Source organism: Endobacterium panacihumi, from assembly GCF_050847465.1.
In the GTDB taxonomy this organism is placed as follows: domain Bacteria; phylum Pseudomonadota; class Alphaproteobacteria; order Rhizobiales; family Rhizobiaceae; genus Neorhizobium; species Neorhizobium panacihumi.
Genome location: NZ_JBOZRA010000004.1, coordinates 177679 through 201140, shown reverse-complemented (window position 1 = coordinate 201140; position 23462 = coordinate 177679). Strand labels below are relative to the sequence as shown.

General features: G+C 60.9%; 22 protein-coding genes. 9 read left to right on the top strand and 13 right to left on the bottom strand.

Features of this window, described 5'->3' with window-relative positions; translation table 11 throughout:
• The first annotated feature begins 76 nt into the window (after positions 1–76).
• Positions 77–1318 (top strand): NAD(P)/FAD-dependent oxidoreductase, encoded by a 1242-nt coding sequence (locus ACRQ1B_RS19095; RefSeq protein ID WP_432295546.1) that lies wholly within the window; start codon positions 77–79, stop codon positions 1316–1318.
• 3 nt (positions 1319–1321) lie between these two features.
• Here ACRQ1B_RS19095 and ACRQ1B_RS19090 read toward each other — a convergent pair whose 3' ends face one another.
• The 5 genes from ACRQ1B_RS19090 to ACRQ1B_RS19070 form a co-directional block, all read right to left on the bottom strand.
• Positions 1322–2524, bottom strand: coding sequence for a M24 family metallopeptidase (locus ACRQ1B_RS19090; RefSeq protein ID WP_432295544.1), 1203 nt, complete (start codon positions 2522–2524; stop codon positions 1322–1324).
• A gap of 193 nt (positions 2525–2717) precedes the next feature.
• Positions 2718–3620 (bottom strand): formate/nitrite transporter family protein, encoded by a 903-nt coding sequence (locus ACRQ1B_RS19085; protein ID WP_432295543.1) that lies wholly within the window; start codon positions 3618–3620, stop codon positions 2718–2720.
• Complete coding sequence (gene pta, locus ACRQ1B_RS19080) at positions 3617–5758, bottom strand: phosphate acetyltransferase (RefSeq protein ID WP_432295541.1); 2142 nt, start codon at positions 5756–5758, stop codon at positions 3617–3619. The genes ACRQ1B_RS19085 and pta overlap by 4 nt, the downstream gene beginning before the upstream one ends.
• A 108-nt stretch (positions 5759–5866) precedes the next feature.
• Positions 5867–7081, bottom strand: coding sequence for an acetate/propionate family kinase (locus tag ACRQ1B_RS19075; RefSeq protein ID WP_432295540.1), 1215 nt, complete (start codon positions 7079–7081; stop codon positions 5867–5869).
• 100 nt (positions 7082–7181) lie between these two features.
• Positions 7182–7517, bottom strand: a complete 336-nt coding sequence (locus ACRQ1B_RS19070; protein ID WP_432295538.1) for a hypothetical protein — start codon at positions 7515–7517, stop codon at positions 7182–7184.
• A 363-nt stretch (positions 7518–7880) separates the two neighbouring features.
• On the opposite strand from ACRQ1B_RS19070, the gene ACRQ1B_RS19065 reads away from it, so the two are divergent.
• Positions 7881–8930, top strand: a complete 1050-nt coding sequence (locus ACRQ1B_RS19065) for a DmpA family aminopeptidase (RefSeq protein ID WP_432295537.1) — start codon at positions 7881–7883, stop codon at positions 8928–8930.
• Positions 8931–8951: 21 nt separating this feature from the next.
• On the top strand, positions 8952–9818 hold the full coding sequence (locus ACRQ1B_RS19060) for a D-amino-acid transaminase (RefSeq protein ID WP_432295535.1): 867 nt from the start codon (positions 8952–8954) through the stop codon (positions 9816–9818).
• A gap of 57 nt (positions 9819–9875) precedes the next feature.
• On the opposite strand, the gene ACRQ1B_RS19055 is transcribed toward ACRQ1B_RS19060, so the two are convergent.
• The 7 genes from ACRQ1B_RS19055 to ACRQ1B_RS19025 form a co-directional block, all read right to left on the bottom strand.
• A complete protein-coding gene (locus ACRQ1B_RS19055) occupies positions 9876–10763 on the bottom strand; it encodes a LysR substrate-binding domain-containing protein (RefSeq protein WP_432295533.1) in 888 nt (295 codons plus the stop codon).
• A 62-nt stretch (positions 10764–10825) separates the two neighbouring features.
• The gene (locus ACRQ1B_RS19050; RefSeq protein ID WP_432295531.1) at positions 10826–12334 is read right to left on the bottom strand and encodes a serine hydrolase domain-containing protein; all 1509 of its coding nucleotides are present in this window, start codon (positions 12332–12334) and stop codon (positions 10826–10828) included.
• Between the two features lie 138 nt (positions 12335–12472).
• On the bottom strand, positions 12473–13216 hold the full coding sequence (locus tag ACRQ1B_RS19045; protein WP_432295530.1) for an ABC transporter ATP-binding protein: 744 nt from the start codon (positions 13214–13216) through the stop codon (positions 12473–12475).
• Complete coding sequence (locus tag ACRQ1B_RS19040) at positions 13213–14040, bottom strand: ABC transporter ATP-binding protein (protein ID WP_432295528.1); 828 nt, start codon at positions 14038–14040, stop codon at positions 13213–13215. The genes ACRQ1B_RS19045 and ACRQ1B_RS19040 overlap by 4 nt, the downstream gene beginning before the upstream one ends.
• Before the next feature lies 1 nt (position 14041).
• The gene (locus tag ACRQ1B_RS19035; protein WP_432295795.1) at positions 14042–14944 is read right to left on the bottom strand and encodes an ABC transporter permease; all 903 of its coding nucleotides are present in this window, start codon (positions 14942–14944) and stop codon (positions 14042–14044) included.
• The gene (locus ACRQ1B_RS19030; protein ID WP_432295527.1) at positions 14941–15954 is read right to left on the bottom strand and encodes an ABC transporter permease; all 1014 of its coding nucleotides are present in this window, start codon (positions 15952–15954) and stop codon (positions 14941–14943) included. Before ACRQ1B_RS19030 ends, ACRQ1B_RS19035 begins: the two co-directional genes overlap by 4 nt.
• A complete protein-coding gene (locus ACRQ1B_RS19025; RefSeq protein ID WP_432295525.1) occupies positions 15951–17549 on the bottom strand; it encodes an ABC transporter substrate-binding protein in 1599 nt (532 codons plus the stop codon). Before ACRQ1B_RS19025 ends, ACRQ1B_RS19030 begins: the two co-directional genes overlap by 4 nt.
• 203 nt (positions 17550–17752) lie before the next feature.
• On the opposite strand from ACRQ1B_RS19025, the gene ACRQ1B_RS19020 reads away from it, so the two are divergent.
• Positions 17753–18787, top strand: coding sequence for a dipeptidase (locus tag ACRQ1B_RS19020; protein ID WP_432295523.1), 1035 nt, complete (start codon positions 17753–17755; stop codon positions 18785–18787).
• 6 nt (positions 18788–18793) lie between these two features.
• Here ACRQ1B_RS19020 and phnF read toward each other — a convergent pair whose 3' ends face one another.
• Positions 18794–19522, bottom strand: a complete 729-nt coding sequence (gene phnF, locus ACRQ1B_RS19015; protein WP_432295522.1) for a phosphonate metabolism transcriptional regulator PhnF — start codon at positions 19520–19522, stop codon at positions 18794–18796.
• A gap of 162 nt (positions 19523–19684) precedes the next feature.
• Here phnF and phnG point away from each other — a divergent pair, with 162 nt between their 5' ends.
• The 5 genes from phnG to phnK are packed head-to-tail and all read left to right on the top strand — an operon-like array spanning position 19685 to position 23461.
• A complete protein-coding gene (gene phnG, locus ACRQ1B_RS19010) occupies positions 19685–20086 on the top strand; it encodes a phosphonate C-P lyase system protein PhnG (protein ID WP_432295520.1) in 402 nt (133 codons plus the stop codon).
• The gene (phnH, locus tag ACRQ1B_RS19005; protein ID WP_432295518.1) at positions 20086–20706 is read left to right on the top strand and encodes a phosphonate C-P lyase system protein PhnH; all 621 of its coding nucleotides are present in this window, start codon (positions 20086–20088) and stop codon (positions 20704–20706) included. The genes phnG and phnH overlap by 1 nt, the downstream gene beginning before the upstream one ends.
• A 3-nt stretch (positions 20707–20709) precedes the next feature.
• Positions 20710–21801, top strand: coding sequence for a carbon-phosphorus lyase complex subunit (locus tag ACRQ1B_RS19000; protein WP_432295516.1), 1092 nt, complete (start codon positions 20710–20712; stop codon positions 21799–21801).
• Positions 21798–22691, top strand: coding sequence for an alpha-D-ribose 1-methylphosphonate 5-phosphate C-P-lyase PhnJ (locus ACRQ1B_RS18995; RefSeq protein WP_432295514.1), 894 nt, complete (start codon positions 21798–21800; stop codon positions 22689–22691). Before ACRQ1B_RS19000 ends, ACRQ1B_RS18995 begins: the two co-directional genes overlap by 4 nt.
• Positions 22688–23461: a phosphonate C-P lyase system protein PhnK gene (gene phnK, locus ACRQ1B_RS18990; RefSeq protein ID WP_432295513.1), complete on the top strand. Its 774-nt coding sequence runs from the start codon at positions 22688–22690 to the stop codon at positions 23459–23461. Before ACRQ1B_RS18995 ends, phnK begins: the two co-directional genes overlap by 4 nt.
• The last annotated feature ends 1 nt before the right edge of the window (position 23462 follow it).

Below are 23462 nucleotides of genomic sequence, written 5' to 3'. Positions count from 1 at the left end.
TCCGCGCGGAGGGCTTTTCTTTTGGGGATGGGAACGAGAGCGTGCCGAAAAGGCCGCCGGAAAGTTTGGGAACATTATGAGGTCTGATGTTGTCGTCATCGGCGCAGGCGTGGTCGGGCTGTCGATTGCCATTGCCGCGAAGATGCGGGGTTTGCATGTCACCGTCATCGATCGTGAGGGCCCGGCCGCCGGTGCTTCGGCCGGCAATGCTGGCGCCTTTGCCTTTACCGATATTTTTCCGCTCGCCTCTCCCGGCATTCTGAAAAAGGCGCCAAAATGGCTGCTCGATCCGCTCGGGCCGCTCAGCATTCCGCCGGCCTATGCGCTGCAGATCGCGCCGTGGATGCTAAAATTCTGGCGCGCGTGCCAGCCATCGCGTGTGGCGCATTCCACCAGCGCCCAGACCTCGCTAATGGATCTTTCAAAGGCCGAGTTGGAAGCGTTTCTGTCGGCAACCGGCACGCTGCCGATGTTGCGCAAGGACGGTAACCTGCAGGTCTATGAAGGCGATGCGGAATTTCAGGCGTCGCTGCTGGGCTGGGAAGCGCGCGAAAAACACGGTATCGAGTTCCGGCACATGGACGCTGCCGAAATGGCGGACCTGCAGCCTGGGCTGGCGCCACGGTTCATCCGTGGCACGTTCACGCCGGGCTGGTATTCGATTGCCGATCCAAAACTGTATACGCTGGCCCTCGCCGAGCATTTTTCCGCGCTTGGTGGCACAATCGAGATAACCGAGGTTAAGGCGCTACAGCCGGTCAGCGATGGTGTGGAGATCTTGACGGCGGATGGCGGCAAGCGAAGCGCCGGAAAAGTCGTTCTGTCGGCCGGTGCCTTTTCACACCGTATTGCGAAAACGCTGGGTGAAAACATTCCGCTGGAAACGGAACGTGGTTACAACACGACCTTGCCCGCCGACGCCTTTGATCTGCGCATGCAGGTCACATTCGGCGGCCACGGTTTTGTCGTGACGCGTCTGACCAGCGGCATTCGTGTCGGTGGCGCCGTCGAACTCGGCGGACTGGATCTGCCGCCGAATTTCAAGCGCTCGGAAGCCATGCTGAAAAAGGCGCAAACCTTTCTGCCGGGCCTCAAGGCCGAGGGCGGCACGCAATGGATGGGCTTTCGCCCGTCATTGCCGGACAGCCTGCCGGCGATCGGCCGCGCGAAGGGCGCGCCAAATGTCGTCTACGCTTTTGGCCACGGCCATCTCGGCCTCACCCAGTCGGCAGGCACGGCGCGGCTTGTCGCGGACATGCTGACAGAGCAGAAAACGGCGATCGATATCGCCGCCTTCTCGCCGCAACGGTTCGGCTGATCGTTAGCCGAACGGCCTTTCAATCAAGTGCGCAGGTTCGGTGAAAAACACCGGGCCGGTCTCCGACATGTAGATGATGTCTTCCAGGCGAACGCCGCATTCGCCGTAAACGCAGAGCATCGGCTCGTCTGAAAACACCATGCCGGGTTCGAGCCGTGTCGTGTTGCCGCGCACGATGAACGGATCTTCGTGCAGATCCATACCAAGTCCATGGCCAGTGCGATGGGGCAGGCCGGGCACCTGATAATCCGGGCCGTAACCGGCATCCGTCAGTACTTTTCGCGCGGCGGCATCGACGTCTTCGCAACGTGTGCCGATTTGTGCGGCTTCGAAGCCGGCGCGGTGCGCCTTCTTTTCCAGATCCCAGAGTTCGCGCTGGCGCTCGGTCGGCGTGCCAAAAATGTAGGTGCGGGTGATATCCGAATTGTATCGATGGATATGCCCGCCGAGATCGATGAGCACCATGTCGTTTTTCTTGAGCGTCTGCGCATAGGGCACGCCATGCGGATAGGCGGTGGCCTCGCCGAACTGGGCGGCGGCGAACACGTGGCGCATACCGAGTTTTGCGTGTGCGGCCTGAATGAAGTCGATGATCTCAGTGGTCGAAATGCCTTCGTAGAGGCCTTCCCATACGGCCTTGTGGACGCTGAGGCTCGCCGTCATCGCGGTCTGGATGATGGCGATTTCGGTGGCCGACTTGATTTGGCGGCAGGCAGCAATGAGGTCCTTTGCGCCGATGGTGTTCAGACGCGCGCCGATATGGTATGCGATCGGCGTGAAGAATGCGAAGGGCGTGGCTGGGTCAAAGGCCAGCGCGCTCCCCTTTGCAGGCAGGTCGCAGATCAGGTTCGCGACGAGAAGGGCCGGGTCTTCATGCTCTTCCCAGCAGGCGATTTCGCCCCCGATGCGGATCAAGGTGACCGTTTTCGGTTCCTCGAAGGCGGGGCTGATATAGATCGGCGCGCCGGAGGAAGGGATAATCGCGCCGTGCAGCCGCTCGCTGGTGCCGAGCGTGATGCCGGTGAAATAGGTGAGGCTGGTGGAGGTGTCAAGATAAACCGACTTCACACCCGCTTCGAGCATCAGGCCCTGCAGTTTTGCAATGCGCGCAGCGAGCTCGTCATTGGAAATCGGCGCGACGCTTTCTGCGATGTTTTCGAATTCGGAAAGCGATTGTTCGAAGGACTTGTAGACGGGGGCGCTCATGCGGGGCTCTGCCTGATCATGGGATTTCACTGTTTCGCAAATGGTTTTGACGCATTCACGATTGTGTTTCACCTAACACGATCGGGCTGTCGCGTGGCAAGTTTCTGCTCGGGGTGAGCGGTGTTTTTCTCGCTTCTGGAAACACAGACGCCCGCGAAATCGCGGGCGTCTGGTATAGCCGAAACCGAGTGTCTTATTTCGCCAGGCGTTTTGGCCGCCGGTAGATCAGCCAGTAGATGCCGCCCACCAGCAGCGATCCGCCCACCCAGTTGCCGAGCGTGACGACGAGGAGGTTCATGGCGACACCACTGAGCGGGATCGGAGCCGTATGGCCGGCGACGAGCGCCTGGAAACTTTCGGCGCCGCCATAATGGATCATCAAGCCGATGGAGAAATAATACATGTTGGCGACGCAGTGCTCGAAGCCGGCGGCAACAAAGGCCGTGACCGGGAAGACGATCGCCAAGATGCGGTCGGTGGCGCTGCGGCCGGCGAGTGTCAGCCAGACGGCGAGGCAGACCAGAATGTTGCACAGGATGCCGAGCGAAAAGGCTTCGAGCGGCGGCAGCATGGATTTGGCCTCGGCATAATGCAGGGCGGCGATACCGATTGCGCCGCCGCCAAATTTGTAATGCCCGGAGAGGAAGACCAGCAGCGCCACACCGGCCGCACCGATGAAATTGCCGATCCAGACCAGAACCCAGACCTTGATCATCTTCACGGTGCTGATGCGTTTGCTGGCCCAGGCCATCACCATCAGCATGTCGCCGGTGAAAAGCTGGGCGCCGCCGATCAGCACCAGAACAAGGCCGAGCGAGAAGCTGAAACCGGCCAGAAGGCGGGTGACGCCATAGGGCAGGATGCCGTCGGCGCCCGATGCGACCGTGGTCGCGAACATGGCGCCGAGCCCGATGAAGGCGCCGGCGAGGATCGCCAGTGCCAGAAGTGTAATGGTGTCGCTTTTGCTTTTCTTGACGCCCATTTCCTCGGCCTCGACCGCAATTTCATGTGGTGCGAGAATGAGGCCTGCATCAAGTCCGCGGATGGCGGACTTGGTTTCCTTCAGGCTTTCGTCCTGATGATCGAGCGCGCTCATGCGTTGACTGCACTCTTCAAGGGTTTTTCATCGACGATCTTCGGAGCGTCCGCCTGAATGGCGGTTAGCGCGATGGTGAAGACGATGTCATCGACCAGAGCGCCGCGCGACAGGTCGTTGACCGGCTTGCGCAGGCCCTGCAGCATCGGCCCGACAGACACGACATCGGCGGAACGCTGAACGGCCTTGTAGGTCGTGTTGCCTGTGTTGAGGTCCGGGAAAACGAAGACATTGGCGCGGCCGGCGACCGGGCTTTCCGGTGCCTTGGAGCGGCCGACGCTTTCCACGCTTGCCGCATCATACTGGATCGGACCGTCGATCAGCAGTTCCGGGTTTTTCGCGCGGGCGAGGGCCGTCGCTTCACGAACCTTGTCGACATCGCCGCCGGTGCCGGACGCGCCGGTGGAATAGGAGATCATCGCGACGCGCGGATCGATACCGAAGGCGCGGGCGGTGTCGGAGGATTGCAGCGCGATTTCGGCCAGTTGCTCGGCGGTTGGGTTCGGGTTGATGGCGCAGTCGCCATAAACGAGAACCTGGTCCGGCATCAGCATGAAGAAGACGGAGGAGACGATGCTCTGGCCCGGTTCGGTCTTGATCAGCTGAAGGGCAGGACGAACGGTGCTGGCCGTGGTGTGGACGGCGCCGGAGACGAGACCGTCGACTTCGCCGACCGCCAGCATCATCGTGCCGAGAACGACTGTATCTTCCAGCTGTGCCATGGCCTGGGGAGGAGTCATGCCCTTGGACTTGCGCAGTTCCACCATGGCGTCGACATAGTTGGCGCGAACGCTCTGCGGATCGACGATTTCGAGATCGGCGGGCAGATCGAGTTTCTGGGCGCGGGCCATGGCGTGGATGGTTTCGGGATTGCCGAGCAGCACGCAGCGGGCGATGCGCTTGCGGTGGCAGATGACGGCGGCCTGCAGCGTGCGCGGCTCTTCGCCTTCCGGCAGAACGATGCGCTTGTTGGCGCGGCGTGAGAACTCGATCAGCTGGTTGCGGAACCGTGGTGGCGACAGGCGGGCTTCATGCGGCTTGCCGATCTTCTGGCGCAGCGAGCGCGTATCGATATGTTCGGCGATGAACTCGATCACCTGCTCCATATGGCCGCCATCGTCGCGGCTGACATGGTAGCTCAGATGTGACAGGCGCGAGGCGGTCGCATAGGTGTCGTCCGGGGTGGAGAGGATCGGCAGCGTGCTGGGGCCGGAAGAGGTGATCAGCTCGGCAACCGGCGGGGCGAGCAGCGCATCACAGGTCAAAAGCATGCCGGCGATTGGAATGCCGCGCATATGGGCAAGTGCGGTTGCGAGCGCGATATCGCTGCGGTCGCCTGGCATGACGACCAGCGTCATCGGGCCAAGGCGATCGATGATGTTTTCGACGGAGCGGGCGGCCACGACGATTTCACGCACGCGGATGCCATCGAGATCATCCCCCTGTTCGACCTTGAGGTCGAGCGAGGAGACAAGGTCGGAAAGACGCGGCGCGTTAAGGCTTGGGCGATAGGGGATGGTGCCGATGATCTCGCTTTCGCTCATCTCGGTGGCGGCCAGCGCATCGGTCAGGGCCTGGCGATTGCCCTTTTCCGGCAGCTTGTTGACGAGAAGACCTGCAAAATGGCGGTTGGCCTCGCGCATATATTGGCGGCGGGCAAGGGCTACGGCATCCGTCAGGCGCTTGCCGTCGTTGTCGGCGCCGTTGATGACCGGCACCACTTCCGCGCCAAGGCTGCGGGAAATCTCGACATTGAGGCGCTGCGCGATCTGAATGTCGGCAAACGGGATCAGGCCCTCGACCACCACGACGTCATGGTCGGCGCGTAGCGCCTCGGTCATCGTGGCCACTTCTTCAAGAAGAAGGTCCAGCTCGCCCTTGCGCAGCAGCTCTTCCGCATAAGCGAAGGCGATGGGGTCAGGCGCTTCCGTCAGGCACAGCGTGCGGGCAAAATGACTGGAGGTTTCGGTCGCCCGCAAGGTGGAGCCGGGATGTTCGTTCGCCGTCGGTTGCGCGATCGGCTTGACGAAGCCGACCTTCAGGCCGTCGCGCTGCAGAGCGCGGACAAAACCGAGTGCAACCGAGGTGAGGCCGACGTCTTGCGCCAGTGGCGCCAGGAAAATGACACGTGCGGTCATAACTTTAGCCTTTCAATATTTCTCTTGTGTCCGGCATGGCCGGGAGTTTTTGGGCTGCAAGCGCCCGGCATCATAAGCGGCGGGCGCTGCGATCGTGCGAAGCGTGGGTTACCCGGCCTTGCGGATTTCCTGCCCAATGTAGGGGCGCGCCTCGTTGGCGATGGCCCATTCCTCATTGGTGGCGATGACGGCGGCTGCCGGCCCGGTGCCCTTGGCGCTGATGATGCCGCAACGACCGCCGAACATGCCGGCATTCGTCTCTTCATTGAGCTTGATGCCGAGGGCTGCCAGACGTGCGATGGTTTTGGCACGAACAAACGAAGAGTTTTCGCCGATGCCGCCGGTGAAGATCACCGCATCAAGGCGCGGCAGCGAGGTGGCGAGACCACCGATGTAGCGGGCGAGACGGTGAACCATGACATCGAGCGCCAGAATTGCGCCTTCATGTCCTTCGCCTGCAGCGGTTTCCAGCGTGCGGCAATCGTTCGACAGGCCGGACAGGCCGAGAAGGCCGCTCTTGCGGTTCAGAAGCTTGTCGAGATCGTCGATGGACTGCTTGTCCTGACGGGCAATGTGGAAGATTGCGCCGGGATCAATATCGCCGGAACGGGTGCCCATGACGAGGCCTTCAAGCGGGGTGAGCCCCATGGACGTGTCGACGCTTTCGCCATTGAGCACGGCGGTTGCCGAAGAGCCGTTGCCGAGATGGGCGATGACCAGACCGTGGTCCTTCGGATCGAGGCCCAGCAGGTCGACGGCTTCCTTGGCAACGAAGCTGTGGCTGGTGCCGTGGAAACCATAACGGCGCACGCCGGCATCACGATAGTCATGCGGAATGGCGTAGGTGTGGGCCGCCTGCGGGATTGTCATGTGGAAAGAGGTGTCGAAAACGGCGACATGCGGGACCCAGCCGAGAACTTCCATGGCAACGCGCACGCCCAGCACATTGGCCGGATTGTGCAGGGGAGCGAGATAGGAAATGGATTCAATTTCGTCGATGACCTCGGGATCGAGACGGGTTGCCTTAACAAACCGTTCGCCGCCGTGAACGATGCGATGACCGACGGCGCCGATGGCATCCAGGAGGCCACGCTGCTGAAGTTCTGCCATCAGGCGCCGAAGAGCGACATCATGGCTGCCGTCATCGAGTGCGATGGTTATCTTTGCGTCATTCTCCTTGAGGATCAACCGGCTTTCCGGCTGGCCGAGATTTTCGGCAAGACCCGAAAGGATGGCGGAACGGTCCGTTCCCGCGAACAGGCTGAACTTCAGCGACGAACTGCCGCAATTGATAACCAACACATGCGTACGTTCTTCGGCCATGCAAAATTTCCTTGTAAAATAGTCTCTTGGTCTATGGAAACGACGAGGCGGCCATCGATGGATGTGAGATGTTGGCCGCTTGGCTTTTTTCAAGCGCTGATCACGCGGCGATCGGAGGGCTTATGCCAGCGCAGGCAACAGCCGCTGTCTGTCGATCGATGAGAAAGCCGTCGAATTCAACGAAAAGGGAGCCGTCCTCGGCACTCCATTCTTCGGAGGCGTGGAGCGCGTCGAATAGCGGCTGTTCGGCTGCTTGTACCGGCAATGGGGGCGCTGCTTGTGTCGCCGAAATTGCCCAGCGGCAGTCCAGAAATGCGGTGGCAACAGCTACGGTCAGCGGTGCCGTTGCCGGGCTGCCGTCATCGCTGAACTCGGTGTCTGGGCTGTCGTGCAGCCATGGCTCCATGGAAATGAGCCGGTCGGAAAGGATGCCCATCTGTCTGTCTTTCTAAAACACGTGGTCAAGGCTCCTCCCCACCACAACAAGACGCCGAAACGTCTCGTCGTGTGCTCCGTTCGTGATCCTAGCTCCATGGCCGACATGGGCATTGATCACGATCAACGGCTTCCTCCCGCCATCCGTCCCCGCCAATATCACGCGCTTCCTAATCGGTAAATTAATATGATAAGAATACTCATGTTATATTGATGGTCTTCTGGCGCGGTGTTGCCGCGAAACTTTCCCGGCCGTTTCCTGAAGGGTGTTGCAAACCCGGTCTGAAACTATTCCGTTTTTGTTGTGCCCCAAGGCGTTTCGCTCAAGTAGGGTTGCGAAAAATCACGGACTGGGACCCCTTCGATGAGCAGCGAAAAACGCGTGCGTCTGCGCGCGCTGGGCATTTCTGTCGGCCATTACGAGACCGGTGCACTGAACGCGATCACCGATGTCGCAGGTGTTGCCGTCGGTCATGTGACCTGCGTTGAGGGTGAGCGGACGCGCACCGGCGCCACGGCGATTTTGCCGCATTGCGGCAATCTGTTCCAGGACAAGGTTCCGGCGGCACTTGCCGTCTTCAACGGTTTTGGAAAGTTTGCCGGCTCGACGCAGATCGCGGAACTCGGCGAGATCGAGACGCCGATCCTGCTGACCAATACGCTCGGCGTTGGCCGCGCCATCGAGGCGATCAACCGTCATACGCTGGCGCAGGCTGGCAATGAGCGCGTCGTTTCGCTGAATGCGGTCGTCGGGGAAACGAACGATTCCCGTCTCAACGATATTCGCGCCGCGCGCCCGACCGTTGAAGAAATGTCGCAGGCATTGGCTGTCGCCAAGAGTGGTCCGGCCGAGGAAGGCGCTGTTGGCGCCGGCACGGGGACTGTAGCGTTCGGCCTCAAGGGCGGGATCGGCACCAGTTCGCGTGTCGTTTCCGTGGCTGGTGTTGCCTATACGGTCGGCGTGCTGGTGCAGTCGAACTATGGCGGCAAGCTGACGGTTGCGGGCCAGCCTTACGAGGCCGAAGGTGCGCATGACAAGGACGGCTCGATCGTCATGATCGTCGCGACCGACGCGCCGCTGTGCTCACGCAATCTCAAACGTCTGGCCGAGCGTTGTTTTGGTGGTCTGGCGCGCACCGGTGCGGCCTTGAGCAACGGTTCGGGCGATTATGCCCTGGCCTTTTCCACTGCCGAAGAGCTGCGCCGCACGCCGGAGCGCCGCAAGGCGGTTGCCAGCTATCCGGTTCTCTCCAACGATGTGGTTTCGCCCCTGTTCGAAGCCGTCATCGAGGCCTCGGAAGAAGCCATCATCAATTCGATGACCATGGCAACGACCACACACGGCTACAACGCCGGCACCGACAAACCTTCCACCTACAATGCCATTTCGCTCTTCGCCCTGAAGCGCCGCTGAAACTGAAGACTGGAGTTCTGAATGCCTGCCGCAACGCCTCGCATCGTTTATCTCAACGGTGCCTTCCTGCCCGAAAACGAAGCGCATATCTCGATCTTCGATCGCGGTTTCCTGTTCGGCGACGGCATTTATGAAGTGACGGCGGTTCTCGACGGCAAGCTTATCGACAGCCCGCTGCACATGGCGCGTCTGGAACGCAGCGTGCGCGAAATCGGGGGGCATTTGCCGATTTCGACCGACGAGATCGTCGCCATCGAAAAGCGCCTCGTCGAGGAGAACCAGCTGACCGAAGGCGTTATCTACCTGCAATACACGCGCGGCGCCGAGGACCGCAATTTCCTCTATTCGGACAATATCGAGCCGACGCTGCTTCTTTTCACCCAGGAAAAGACGCTGGAGCACGTCGCTGCCGTCGAAAAGGGCCTGAAGGTCAAGATCGTGCCGGACCAGCGCTGGGAACGCCGCGATATCAAGACCGTCTGTCTGCTGCCGCAGGTTCTGGCCAAACGCGTCGCCAAGGCCGAAGGCTGCGACGAGGCATGGATGGTGGAAGACGGTTTTGTCACCGAGGGCGCATCGTCGACGGCCTATATCATCACGCATGACGACAAGATCGTCACCCGTGGCAATGGCACGGCGATCCTGCCGGGTTGCACGCGCCTCGCGGTTCTGGATCTTGCCCGCGAACAGGGCCTGACCATCGAAGAGCGCCCGTTCACGGTGGAAGAAGCGATGGCGGCGCGCGAAGCCTGCCTGACCAGCGCTTCGAACTTCATCGTGCCGATCACCTTCATCGATGGCAAGCCGGTCGGCGATGGCAAGGCCGGCCCGATGTTCCAGCGCCTGCGCACGCTCTATATGGACAATGCCCGCCGCACGGCAGTGTGATTTTTGAAGTTTCCCGGATCGCTCCTTAAAACAATCCCCGTTTGGAGCGGGACGGAACTAGCCGGCGGCCGTTAAAACATCCCAGATTTTTCTGACGATGGGCCGCCGGTTTTCTTTTGAGCGATAGAGGCGGATTTCCACCTCGATATCCCATTCCGGTTCCGCCGCGCGCACCAACCGGCCGTCTGCCAGTTCGGCCTTGATGAGGCTTTCCGGGATCCAGGCAAGCCCCCAACCCGACATCACCATGGCTTTCAGGCCAACCGAATGACTGCCGACATGCACGCGATTGTCTGCTGGCAGGCGCGTGGCCAGCGTGCCGGCGATCAATTGACCGAAAAACGACGTTTTTTGATAGCTGACATGCGCGAAGCCTGCCTCCACCCGGTGGAGGGGCTCGCCGTTCTCATTTTTAGCGCTGACAGGGATGATGGTTTCGGCGCCGAGCCTGTGATGTTCGAACTGCGGATCGAGCAGCATCGGTACGTGCAGGTTCTGGTAGGTGAGTAGAAAATCGGAATCGCCGTCGATCAGCGAATTGAGGTTTTCGTCCATGCTGCCCGAGTCGGGCCGCATATGTGAGACGAGTGGCCCGAGTTTTTCGCGCAGATCGCTCAGCCAGTCGGGGAAAAAGGTGAAGGACAACGTGTGCAGCGCCGTCAGCGTCACTGTGCGGGCATCATTACCTTCCTCGTGCTGCAGATTGCGCCGGGCTTGGTAAAGGTTCTGCAGTGTCTGTTCGGCGATCGGCACGAACCTTTTACCGGCTTCCGTCAGCCGTGACGGATAGGTGGCGCGGTCGATCAGGCTGGTGCCGACCCAGGCTTCCAGCTGCCGGATGCGGCGGCTGAAGGCGGATTGGGTGACATTTCGCTCGTCCGCCGCCTTGGAAAAATTCAGCGTCTGGGCCAGCGCCAGAAAATCTTCAAGCCATTTGACTTCCACCGAACACTCCAAAACAAAACCGGTATCGGTTTTTCATTGGTCCGATTGGTGGGAAATTGCAATCAGGTGCCTTTGCTATATTCGATCATTCTTGCACGCGACAGAACCAGTTCGAGCCGGTTTTTGGCAAGAACATGCAGGCAGACGCGCTTGGTCCACGGTCCATCCTTGAGCGTGAACAGGAAGCGCCCATTGCCGAGCGCCTTCAAGGGCATGCGGTGACGGACCGGGCCGACGCCCATGACGACGGCATCGCCATCGATCTCGAAAAATGCGCCTTCATCGGAGAACCAGCGGCCTGCAAGCGTGGCCGGGATGCCGGTATCGATGGCGGGCAGAAATTTGCGCGGCGGATGGCCGATCTGGCCGATAATAGCATCGCCGTCCATCTTCAGGCGCATCGGTGACGAGGCGGAGAAGGATGAGACGAAACCGTCCAAGTCTTCATAAGCGGTGTCATCGGCATCGAGCCAGGTGACGGTAGATCCCTTGACCTCGATCCAGAAGGGACCGGTTTCGGTGACGTAAAGGCCATCTGTCAGGACCGGGGAGGCGACGGGCAAAGCGAGATCGAGCAGGGCGGCCATGGCCTCCTGCGCGATCTTGTTGCCATTGGTGTCTTCGCGGTTGGAAACGACGACAAAACCGCTCTGGCTTTGCTGATCAATGAGGAAATAGGTCTTGTAACCGGGATGCGAGCCACCGTGGCCGGTGAAGTTGCGGCCATCGAGGATGGTGCGGCGAAGGCCAAGGCCGTAACCGCTTTCGGAGCCATCCGACAGGGCGCGGGGTGCGGCAAGTGTATCGAGGATGCCGGCGAGCGCGCCGTTGCCGGCCGCCAGCGCGCGGACCCAGTTGGCAAGGCCGGTGGCGCTGCCGGTCATGCTGCCGGAGGCGGAAATATGCAGGCCGGCGGCGGAGAGCTGCCATTTTTCACCGTCGTGCCAGTAACCCGGCACGAGACCGGCGACCGCATCGTTCCAGACATCCGGAGCATCGAGCGTGGCGTCGGCTTTTGCGCCGGCGCCGCGGATGAAATCGCGGAAGAACAGGCCCTTGCGTTCAAGTGCCGTTTCGACGAGGCGGTAGCCGGTGTTGGAATAGGAGACTTCGGTGCCGGCCTCGTAGTTCAGGCGGGTCTGGCGGGCGAGGAATTCCATCAGCGGTCCGGCCTTGGTTTCGGTGTAGACCGAAAGGCCGAGCAGCGAGAGGCATTCGCGGGTGTCGGGCAGGCCGCCGCTCATGTCGAGAGCGCGGCCGACGGTGACGCTCGCCAACGGTTCCTGCAGCTCGGGCAAATGCTGGCCGAGCGTGTCGTCGAGCGAAATGGCTTGCGGGTGGGATAGCACCATGGCGCAGAATGCGTGCTTGGTGACGGAGGCGTAACGCACGACCGTATCGGCGGAGAAGGGGGCCATGGTCGCGAGGCTTTCGACGCCGCCGGCTTCCGCGAAACGGATGCCGTTGGCATCGAAACCGATCACCGCGCCGCCGGGCTGGTCACTGCCCCATCCGGCCGTGAATTTCTTCACGGCGTTCCGTGCGGCTTCCCAATTGGCTGTGATCGACATTTCGCTTCTCCAATGACGGGTTTGTTTTTTCCTCCGTCATGCTCGGGCCTGTCCCGAGCATCCAACCACGTCGAATGCATGGTCAGGGCTTGGATCCTCGGGACAAGCCCGAGGATGACGACGGAGAGGCTTTTATCCTCAGGCCGGTTCTTCCAACTCCACGCTCAGGCTGCGCAGTTCGCGCGTGTGAGCGTGTTCGATATTGCCGAGCCTCAAATCCTCGGCAGTGACCTGTTCGACCATGTGGCCATCGATCATCACGCCGACCTCGGTGCAAAGATGTGAGATGACGCTGAGATTGTGACTGACCATCACATAGGTGAGGTTTCGCTCGGCACGCAGATCGGCGAGGAGGTTGAGGATTTCCGCCTGAACCGAGACATCGAGCGCCGAGGTCGGCTCGTCCAGCAGCAGCACGTCCGGCTCGGCGATCAGCGCGCGGGCAATCGCCACACGCTGGCGCTGGCCGCCGGAAAGCTGGTGCGGATAACGGAAACGCGCCGTCTGCGGCAGCGCAACAGCCGACAGAACCCTGGCGATGCGGTCGTCGATATTGTCCATGCCGTGCACGAGCGGCAGTTCCGACAGGATGCGGTCGATCGTCTGGCGCGGGTGCAAGGAGCCGTAAGGGTCCTGAAACACCATCTGCACCTTGCGGAAGAAGGCCGGTGGGCGTTTCAGCGGTGCATTTTCGCCGGAAAAGGCGATGCGGCCCGACCAGTCGTTGTTGAGGCCGGCCATGGCGCGCAACACGGTGGATTTTCCCGAACCGCTTTCGCCGACGATGCCGAAGCTGGCGCCTTCGGCGACGTTGAAGGACACGCCCTTGACGACTTCCTTGTCACCGAAGGAGATGCGCAGATTGTCCATCTCGATGGTCATTTCAGCCACTCCGGATCACGGGTCAAGACGGGCAGGCGCTCCTTGGGATGCATTAGCGAGGGCATGCAGTTCAAGAGGCCGCGCGTATAGGGATGCTGGGCGGAGAGGAGGTCGGATGCCTTCAGCTCTTCCATGACATGGCCGGCATACATCACGGCGACGCGGTCGCAGAAATGCGAGACCAGCGGCAGGTCGTGGCTGATGAGCAGAAGGCCCATGCCGCGTTCCGATACCAGTTCCTCGATCAGGCGCAGGATTTCCGCCTGTACCGTGGCATCGAGCGCCGAGGTCGGTTCGTCGGCGATCAGCAGTTCCGGATCCGGCGCCAGCATCATGGCGATCATGACGCGCTGGCCCATGCCGCCGGAAACTTCGTGCGGATAGGATGCTGCCACCTTGCGAGGATCGTGGATCTTTACCATTTCCAGAAGATTGATGGCGGCTTCCAGGGCTGCACGCTTGCTGCCGCCCTTGTGGGCGCGCCAGGATTCGGCCACCTGGCTACCGATCGTCTTCACCGGGTTCAGCGAATATTTCGGGTCCTGCAGGATGAATCCGGCCCGCTTGCCGCGGATCGTGCGCATCTGCTTTTCCGACGCCGACAGCATGTCGATGCCGTCGAATTCCAGCTTGTCGGCTTCGATCCGCGTCTGTTTTGGCAGAAGCTTCATCAGGGCGCGGGCGGTGAGGCTCTTGCCCGAACCGCTTTCGCCGACAATGCCGAGCTTTTCGGTGCCGAGCGTCAGCGACACGCCCTTGACGGCGGGCGCAAAGCCGGTGCGGCTTTCAAAGCCGATATGCAGGTTCTTGATTTCGACTAGCATATCAGGCCGCCTTCGGATCAAGGACGTCGCGCAGGGCGTCGCCGAGGAAGTTGAAGGCCAGCGACACCATGAAGATCGCGATGCCGGGAATGGCGGCAACCCACCACTGTTCGAAGATGAAGCGTTTTGCCGTGGCGATCATCGCACCCCATTCCGGCGACGGCGGCTGTGCGCCCATGCCGAGGAAGCCGAGCGAGGCGGCGGTGATGATGATCGACGACATGTCGAGCGTGACGCGCACGATCAGCGTCGGCACGCAAAGCGGCATGATGTGGCGGAAGATGATGCGCCACGAAGAGCCACCGGTCAGACGGTAAGCCGCGATGAAGTCGCTGCCGCGCACCGTCAGCGTTTCGGCGCGGGCCATGCGGGCATAGGGCGGCCATGCGGTGAGCGCGATGGCGAGTACGGCGCTTTCGACGCCCGGCTGCAGGGCTGCCACGAAGGCGAGCGCCAGAACGAGACGCGGGAAGGCCAGAAAGATGTCGGTGATGCGCATCAGGACCGTATCGACGACACCGCCGAAATAACCGGCGATGCAGCCGATGGCGAGGCCTAGCGGCGCAACGAGAACCACGACGGCGATGACCATGCCGAGCGTGACACGGCCGCCGTAAAGCAGGCGCGAAAAGATGTCGCGGCCAAGCTCGTCGGTGCCGAACCAGTGGATAGCGGTCGGCGCGCTGAGACGGTTGGCGAGATCCTGCGCTGCCGGATCATGCGTGGCAAGAAGCGGCGCGAAGATGGCGATGCCGATGAAGATGGCGATGATGGTCAGGCCGATCATGCCGAGCGCATTGCCGCGCAGGTTCAGCCAGATGCGGTACCAGTTGCCCCAGGCGGCCTGGCGGCGCGAGGACGGATTTTCGTCCAGCGCCCAGTTTCGGAAGGTGGCGATCATTATTGTACCCGTGGATCGAGGACGCGGTAGAGAATGTCCGCAATCAGGTTGAGGCCGACATAGATAATGCCGATCAGGAGCGTGGTGCCGACGACCGGGTTCATGTCCGCATTCATGAGGGAGACGGTCAGATACTGGCCGATGCCCGGCCACGAGAACACGGTCTCGGTGACGACGGCGCCTTCGAGAAGGCCGGCATAGGTGAGTGCGACGACCGTGACGAGCTGCACGGCAACCGTCGGGAAGGCGTGGCCCCAGATAACGGTGGTCAGCGACAGACCTTTGGCGCGGGCCGTGATGACATATTCGCCTTTGAGCGCGTCGATCATGAAGGCGCGCGTCATGCGGGCGATATAGGCCATCGAGAAATAGGCGAGGATGATGACCGGCTGGGCCATATGCGCAAGCGCATCGAAGAACGCATCGAAATCGCCTGCGATCAGCGTGTCGATGGTCAGGATGCCGGTGACCGTATCGATCATGCCGTCAAAGATGATGTCCTGACGGCCGGGGCCGGGGGCGATATCGAGCCAGGAATAGAAGATCAGAAGCGAGATCAGCGACAGCATAAAGACCGGCACGGAATGGCCGGCGAGGCAGACGACGCGGATCGCCTGGTCGGTGAACGAACCCTGACGGACGGCTGCCCAGACGCCAAGCGGAATGCCGATCAGCATGGCCAGCAGAAGGGCTGCGGTCGCAAGCTCGAATGTCGCCGGGAAAAAGCGCACGATATCTTCGGCAACCGGGTTCTTGGTCAGAACCGACATGCCGAAATCGCCGTGGGCGAGTTGATAGAGATAATGCAGGAACTGCACCGGAATGGGCTGATCAAGGCCCATCTCAGTGCGTACGCGAAGAATGACATCCTCAGGCGCATTGTCGCCAACGGCGGCAATGACCGGATCGACCGGCATGACCCGGCCGATGAGGAATGTCAGCACAGTCAAACCGAACAGCGTCAGGAGGACGCTGCTCAGTGTTGCTGCAAGGCTTTTGAAACGCTTGTTCACGACTTGGAAGTCTCGAGGTAGGTGTTGCCTTCAGACAGAACGCCGATGGTCACGCCCGAGACGTTCTTGCGGCAAGCCGCGGTCTTGGTGGTCTGGAACATGATGGCGAACGGGCTGTTTTCCATGAACTCGCGCTGCAGGGCTTCGTAAAGCTCCAGACGCTTTGCCGGATCTTTTTCGTCACGGGCAGCTTCTGCCTTGGCGGCCAGGTCGTCATTCTTGAAGCTGGAGCGCCATGCGAACGGCTTCTTCTTGGCGTCGTCCGAATTGTCCTTGTTGATGCAGAACACTTCGGCATTCGAGTTCGGGTCGAAATAGTCGGTGCCCCATGCCGAAAGTGCCATCTCGTGGCCGCGGGCGCGCATCTTGGTGAGAACCTGGCGGTTTTCAGCCGACTGCAGCTTTACGCGGATACCGATTTCGCCAAGGTTCGCCTGGATCGCCTGGGCGAGGTCCGGGTAAGGCTGGGCCGAGTAGTGGTCGAGCGTGATGTCGAAACCGTCTGCAAGACCGGCTTCGGCCATCAGGGCCTTGGCCTTCTCGACATTCTTCTGGAACGGCGTGTCGGAAACGGTGCCCGGGAAACCGGTCGGCTCCATGCTCTGGTGAACGACGTGCGTCAAAGGCACGATGTTCTTCTGCATGCCTTCGTAATCGAGCGCCCACTTGACGGCCTGCCATACCTGCGGCTTGGCAAGGTTGGCATTGTTCTGGTTCAGCGAGATTAGAACGAGCGAGGCGATCTGCTTGCGCACCAGCGTGACGTTCTCGTCGGACTGAAGCGCCTTCAGCTGTTCCGAGGTCAGGTCGCGGGCAATATCGACGTCGCCCTTCTGGAGCATCAGCATCTGCGAGGACGGATCGACCACGTGGCGGATGATGACGCGCTTCAGGTTGCCCTTGTAGGGGCCGTGTTCGTTCAGCGTCAGCGCGATGCTTTCCGAAGCCTTCCAGGCCTGCAGCTTGAACGGGCCGGAACCGGCGCTGTTCTTCTGCAGCCATGCGTTGCCGAGGTCACCGTTTGTTTCGTTTTCGAGAACGGTCTTCTTTTCGACGATGGCGCCGATGTTCGCCGACAGGCAGAACAGCAGGAAGGAGATCGCGGTCGGTGCTTCGGTCGTCAGCGCGACGGTCTTTTCGTCCTTGGCGACGATGCGGGCTTCTGCGTTTTCAGCGGTGAAGCCGAACTGGTTGATGATGAAGGCCGGGCTCTTGTTCATCTTGATGGCGCGCTGCAGCGAGAACGCTACGTCCTCGGCGGTGACGGCGGCGCCAGACGCGAACTTCTGGTCGGACAGCTTGAAGGTGAAGACCTTATTGTCGGCATCGGCTTCCCAGGAAGCGGCGATGACCGGGGTCACGGTATCGGGGTTGTCGCTGTTGGCACGCACCAGCTTCTGGTACATGTTGCTGATCATCTCGCCGCCGACGGCCTCAAAACCCTCATGCGGGTCAAGGCTGGTCATGTTGTCGAGCTGCTGTGCAACGACCAGAATGTCCTTCGGCGTGGCCGCAAAGGCGGTTTCGGCCAGTTCGAGATAGGACAGGAACGGAACGGCTGCGCCGCCGATCAGAAAGTTGCGTCTTGATACCATTGCTATATTCCCCTTGATGTGCCGCCCCCGGGATTTAAGGGGTGGCAAGATTTTGCCGCAATTTATAGCGGTCTTAACAGTGTGTTTAAAAACCGACCAATTCCATTTTTCGCATAGGTTATGCGCGGTTTGCATTTGCGGACGTCGCCACGCCTACTTACGGATAAACGAAACTTCAATGTTCCGGCAGGACACTTCAGAAAATGTTGAACAATTTGCTCCCGATCTTCGATGGCCATAATGACGTGCTGTTGCGCCTGCGACGCGATGGCGGCGCCGATCCGGTCAAGCGTTTTCTCGAGGGTGAGGATGTGGGGCATATCGACCTGCCGCGCGCCAAGGCCGGTGGTCTGGCCGGAGGCCTTTGCGCCATCTACGTGCCTTCGCCGAGCATGACGAAGGACGCCAATGGTGATTACCCGACGCCGGCGCAACCGGATGCCATCAACGAAACGCTGGCGATGGCGCGGTTGCTGTTCGAAATCGAGGCGCGGTCGCAAAGTGGTGTGACTGTGTGCCGCACGGCAGAGGATATCCGCCGTTCGATCGATACCGGCAGCTTTGCCGCCGTTTTCCACATCGAGGGCGCGGAAGCCGTGGCCGCCGATCTCGATGCGCTTCATGTTTTGCATCAGGCGGGCCTGCGAACGCTCGGTCCGGTCTGGAGCCGCCCCAACGTCTTTGCCTATGGTGTGCCATTCCGTTACCCGTCTACTCCCGATATCGGTCCCGGTCTGACGGAAGCCGGTCGCGACCTGATCCGCGCCTGCAACGAGTTGAAGATCATGGTCGACCTGTCGCACATGAACGAGGCCGGTTTCTGGGAAATCGCGAAACTGTCAAACGCGCCGTTGGTGGCCTCACATTCCAACGTGCATGCGCTGTGCAACCACAGCCGTAACCTCACCGACCGCCAGCTCGACGCGATCCGCGATACGGACGGTCTCGTCGGCATCAATTTCGGCGTGCTGTTCCTGCGTGACGATGGCATCAAGGATGCCAATACCAGCCTCGACCTGCTGGTGCGCCATGTTGCCTATATCGCCGAACGCATCGGCATCGATCGTGTTGCGCTCGGTTCCGATTTCGACGGCACGACCATTCCGGCCGAAATGAAGGATGCGGCCGGCCTGCCGCGTCTGGTCGAAGCCCTGCGCAAGCATGGCTTTAACGACGCGGAATTGAAGAAGATCGGGCACGAGAACTGGATTTCCGTTCTCGAGCGTACCTGGGCCTGAAAAAGCTCAGTCGGCATCCGGCTTGAAGGATAATTCAAACCGGTCCGCGAGAAAACGTGTGCGCACGCTCTGGACCGGTTTGCCCTCCATATCGACATCGACGGCGTTGCTGATCAGCACGATGGCGTCGCTGGCGCATTGCAGAAGGTCGACATCATTGGGTGAGACTCGCTCCGCCGTGATGCGGGTCTCGCGACGGCGGTAATCGCTGACGCCGGATTTTTGCAGCGCCTGGGTGATTGATCCGGTTTCCGCATAAGCCGAAATGATGTCCGGAAAACGCTCCACCGAAAACAGCGAGGTGGAGCGCGACATCGGCATGCCGTCCACCACGGCGAGACGCTCCAGCCGGTGTAACGGCGCGCCGACCGAGACATCCAATAGTGCCGCCTGCCGTGCATCGGCGGCCACACGCTCGGCGCCGATCAACCGGCCTGACGGCTCGATCGACTGTTTCATCATGTTTTCGCGAAAACGTACCCGCTCACCAATCGGATAGATCACGCGCGGCGGCTGGGCGTTGACGAATGTGCCGCGCCCGCGCTCGGCGCGCAGCAATCCCTCGGTCGAGAGAGCCGCAATGGCGCGGCGCACCGTATGGCGGTTGACGCCGTGGCGTTCTGCAAGCTCGACTTCGGGCGGAAGCTGCTGTGCGATAATGCCGGAAGCGATGTCGGCGCGAATGGCGTCGGCGACGCGGCGCCAGCGGGAAATGCCGTCATCGAGGGCGTGCATCAACGTACTCCAATAAAAATGCGAAATGTCATCAAGCTGTCACTGGTCAGGTTCTATAACCTCGATTAGATTAGTTGTCTACACAAATAGATAAATAGGTGTGACATGACGGCAGAAACAGCGAATGCGCGGAGGAAACGGGCCCTGGATGCGATGGCGTCCATGCCGGGCAGTTTGCTCCATGAACTTTACAATCAGAATACAGCCGGCGCGCCCGGCGCCATTGCGGTGCGCGGGCCAGAGATCGGTGCGATCATGCTGCGCGGCCGGATCGGCGGCGGCGGTGCCCCGTTCAATCTCGGCGAGGCCAGCGTGACGCGCGCCACGGTGCGTTTGGAGAGCGGTGAACTCGGCCATTCGATCGTGCTCGGTCGTGATGCCGACAAGGCGCGCATGGTCGCCCATCTCGATGCGCTACGCCAGCTGCCGGACTGGGTTGCCCGCGTGGAAAAATCGGTTGTCGAACCCGCATTGCAATATGCCCGTGAGCAGGCCGCAATTCAGGCCGAAGAAACGGAAGCGACGCGCGTCGACTTCTTCACCATGGTGCGGGGAGAAGACTGATGAGCGTTTTGATCAATACGCGTTCGGAAGGCCATGTTTTTGAGGGTGGGTTTGCCAATCCTGTGATGGATAGTCAGGCCGTTTTTCGCCGCGTCATGAATGCGCTGGCTGAGCCGGGCACCATTGCCGATCTTTCCGGTTTCGTCACGCCTCCGGCACCGCTTTCGCAGGCCGCTGCCGCCATTCTGCTGACGCTGGCCGATTACGATACGCCGGTCTGGTTCGAAAAGCCGGAAAACAATGACGATGCCATTGGCTGGATGTCGTTTCACACCGGTGCGCCGCGCACGGCCGATGTTTTTCGCGCGGGCTTTGCGGTGCTGGATAAGGGAAGTCCCGTTTCAGCATGGACATCCTTTCCGATCGGCACCAGCGATTACCCGGATCGCTCCGCCACCCTGCTTCTGCCGGTTGAAAGCCTTGTCGGAGGTGAGCCACTGACACTCACCGGTCCCGGCATCGAAACCCAAACGGTCATTACGCCGGTCGGTCTGCCGCTGGGTTTCGTTGCCGCCATGGCGGAAAACCGCGCTGCCTATCCGCTGGGGCTTGATGTGCTGCTGGTCTGCGGCGGTGAAGCGATCGGCCTGCCGCGCACGACAAGCATCGAGGAGGCTTGAGCCATGTATGTAGCCGTCAAGGGCGGGGAAGCCGCCATTGCCAATGCCCATCGACTGCTGGCCGACCGCCGTCGCGGTGATCGTGATGTGCCGGCGCTGACGCTTGCGCAGATCACCGGCCAGCTGGCGCTCGCCGTCGATCGTGTCATGGCCGAAGGTTCGCTCTACGATCCCGATCTTGCCGCCATGGCCGTGCGCCAGTCGCGTGGCGACATGATCGAGGCGATCTTTCTGCTGCGTGCCTATCGCACCACGCTTGCCCGTTTTGGCAATTCGCGACCGATCGATACCGCAAAGATGCGTATCGAACGCCGTGTTTCCGCCACCTACAAGGATATTCCGGGTGGCCAGCTTCTGGGGCCGACCTTCGATTACACCCACCGCCTGATCGATCCGGCCATGGCCGGTGACGAACCGGTCGATGAACCGCTGCGCCGTGCCCGCGAGGATGAACGCCGCGCCCCTCGGGTGACCGACATTCTCAACGATGAAGGCCTGATCGAACGCGACGTCTTGTCCGACGACGAGCCGGGCGATCTCACCCGCGATCCGACGGCCTTTCCGGCGGATCGTGATGTGCGCCTTCAGGCGTTGGCGCGCGGCGACGAAGGTTTTCTGCTGTCGCTCGGTTATTCGACGCAGCGCGGTTACGGTCGCACCCATCCGTTTGTCGGTGAAATCCGCATCGGTCTAGTCGATGTCGAGATCGATGTGCCGGAACTCGGCTTTGCCGTCTCGCTCGGAAGCGTTCGGGTGACCGAATGCCAGATGGTGTCGCAGTTCACCGGCGGCAGCGAAGAGGGCGCAAAGTTCACCCGTGGTTACGGTCTGGTTTTCGGCCAGTCCGAACGCAAGGCGATGGCGATGAGCCTCGTTGACCGTGCCCTTCGGGCCGACGAATTCGATGAACAGCGGCTGGCGCCGGCGCAGGACGAGGAATTCGTGCTCGCCCATTGCGACAACGTTCAGGCGACCGGTTTCGTCGAACATCTGAAACTGCCGCATTACGTCGACTTCCAGGCAGAACTCGACCTGTTGCGCACACTGAACAAGGCCAAGGCCACCAACGATGAGATGAGGGAGGCCGCAGAATGACGCTTCCGGAATATAATTTCGCCTATCTGGACGAACAGACCAAGCGCATGATCCGCCGCGCGATCCTGAAAGGTATCGCCATTCCCGGTTATCAGGTGCCGTTCGCCTCACGCGAAATGCCGATGCCGTATGGCTGGGGCACCGGCGGTGTGCAGGTGACGGCGGCGATCCTCGGTCCCGATGATATGCTGAAAGTTATCGATCAGGGTGCCGACGATACGACCAATGCTGTCTCCATCCGCGCCTTTTTCGCGAAAACCGCCAATGTGGCGACGACGACGAAAACAGCCGATGCAACGGTCATCCAGACGCGACACCGTATCCCGGAAGCGCCGCTCTCCGCCGGTCAGGTCATCGTCTATCAGGTGCCGATCCCGGAACCCTTACGTTTTCTCGAACCGCGCGAGACCGAAACCCGTGTCATGCACGGGCTGGAGGAATACGGACTGATCCACGTCAAGCTTTACGAGGATATCGCCCAGCACGGCCATATCGCCACGACCTATGCCTATCCGGTCAAGGTCGAGGATCGGTATGTGATGGACCCGTCGCCGATCCCGAAATTCGACAATCCGAAAATGAACGGTTCGCCGGCGCTGCAGCTGTTCGGTGCCGGTCGCGAAAAGCGCATCTACGCGCTGCCGCCCTTCACCCATGTCGTCAGCCTCGATTTCGAGGATCACCCGTTCGAAGTGCAGAAATTCAAACAGCCATGCGCGCTCTGCAATGCCACCGGGGTCTATCTCGATGAGGTGGTGACCGATGATCGCGGCGGCCGCATGTATGTCTGCTCCGATACCGACCATTGCGAAACGCGCCGCGCTGACGGCCATCACGGGCCGGGCCTGCCGATCGCGGGCCAAGAAACCGTCAAGGAGGACGCGGCATGAGCTCTCCCATCCTGTCCGTGCGTGACCTTGAGCGCCGTTACGGTGATTTCATCGGCTGCACCGACATTTCCTTCGATGTCTGGCCGGGCGAAGTGGTCGCCATCGTCGGTGAATCCGGTTCCGGCAAAACGACGCTACTCAACTGCATTTCCGGTCGGCTGGAGCGTTCCAGCGGCAGCATCCAATACCATATGCGTGATGGCCGTTTTCCCGATCTCGCGGATCTTTCGGAGGCTGAGCGGCGGTTTCTCATGCGCACCGACTGGGGTTTTGTGCACCAGAACCCGGCTGATGGTCTTCGGATGCGGGTTTCTGCCGGCGCCAATGTCGGAGAACGGCTGATGGCGATCGGTGACCGTCATTATGGCGAGATCCGCGATACGGCCACCGAATGGCTGGGCCGCGTGGAAATCGCCGGTGACCGCATCGATGACAAGCCTGTCGCCTTTTCCGGCGGCATGCGCCAGCGTCTGCAGATTGCCCGCAATCTCGTCACCCGCCCTCGACTGATTTTTATGGACGAGCCGACCGGTGGTCTCGACGTTTCGGTGCAGGCGCGTGTGCTCGATCTGCTGCGTGGTTTGGTCAGCGATCTTGGTCTTGCGGTGGTGATCGTCACCCACGATCTGGCCGTGGCACGCCTTCTGTCGCAGCGGATGATTGTCATGAAGAGCGGGCGCATCGTTGAAACCGGTCTGACCGACCGCGTGCTCGATGATCCGCATCATCCCTATACCCAGCTTCTCGTCGCCTCGATCCTGGAGTCGTGAT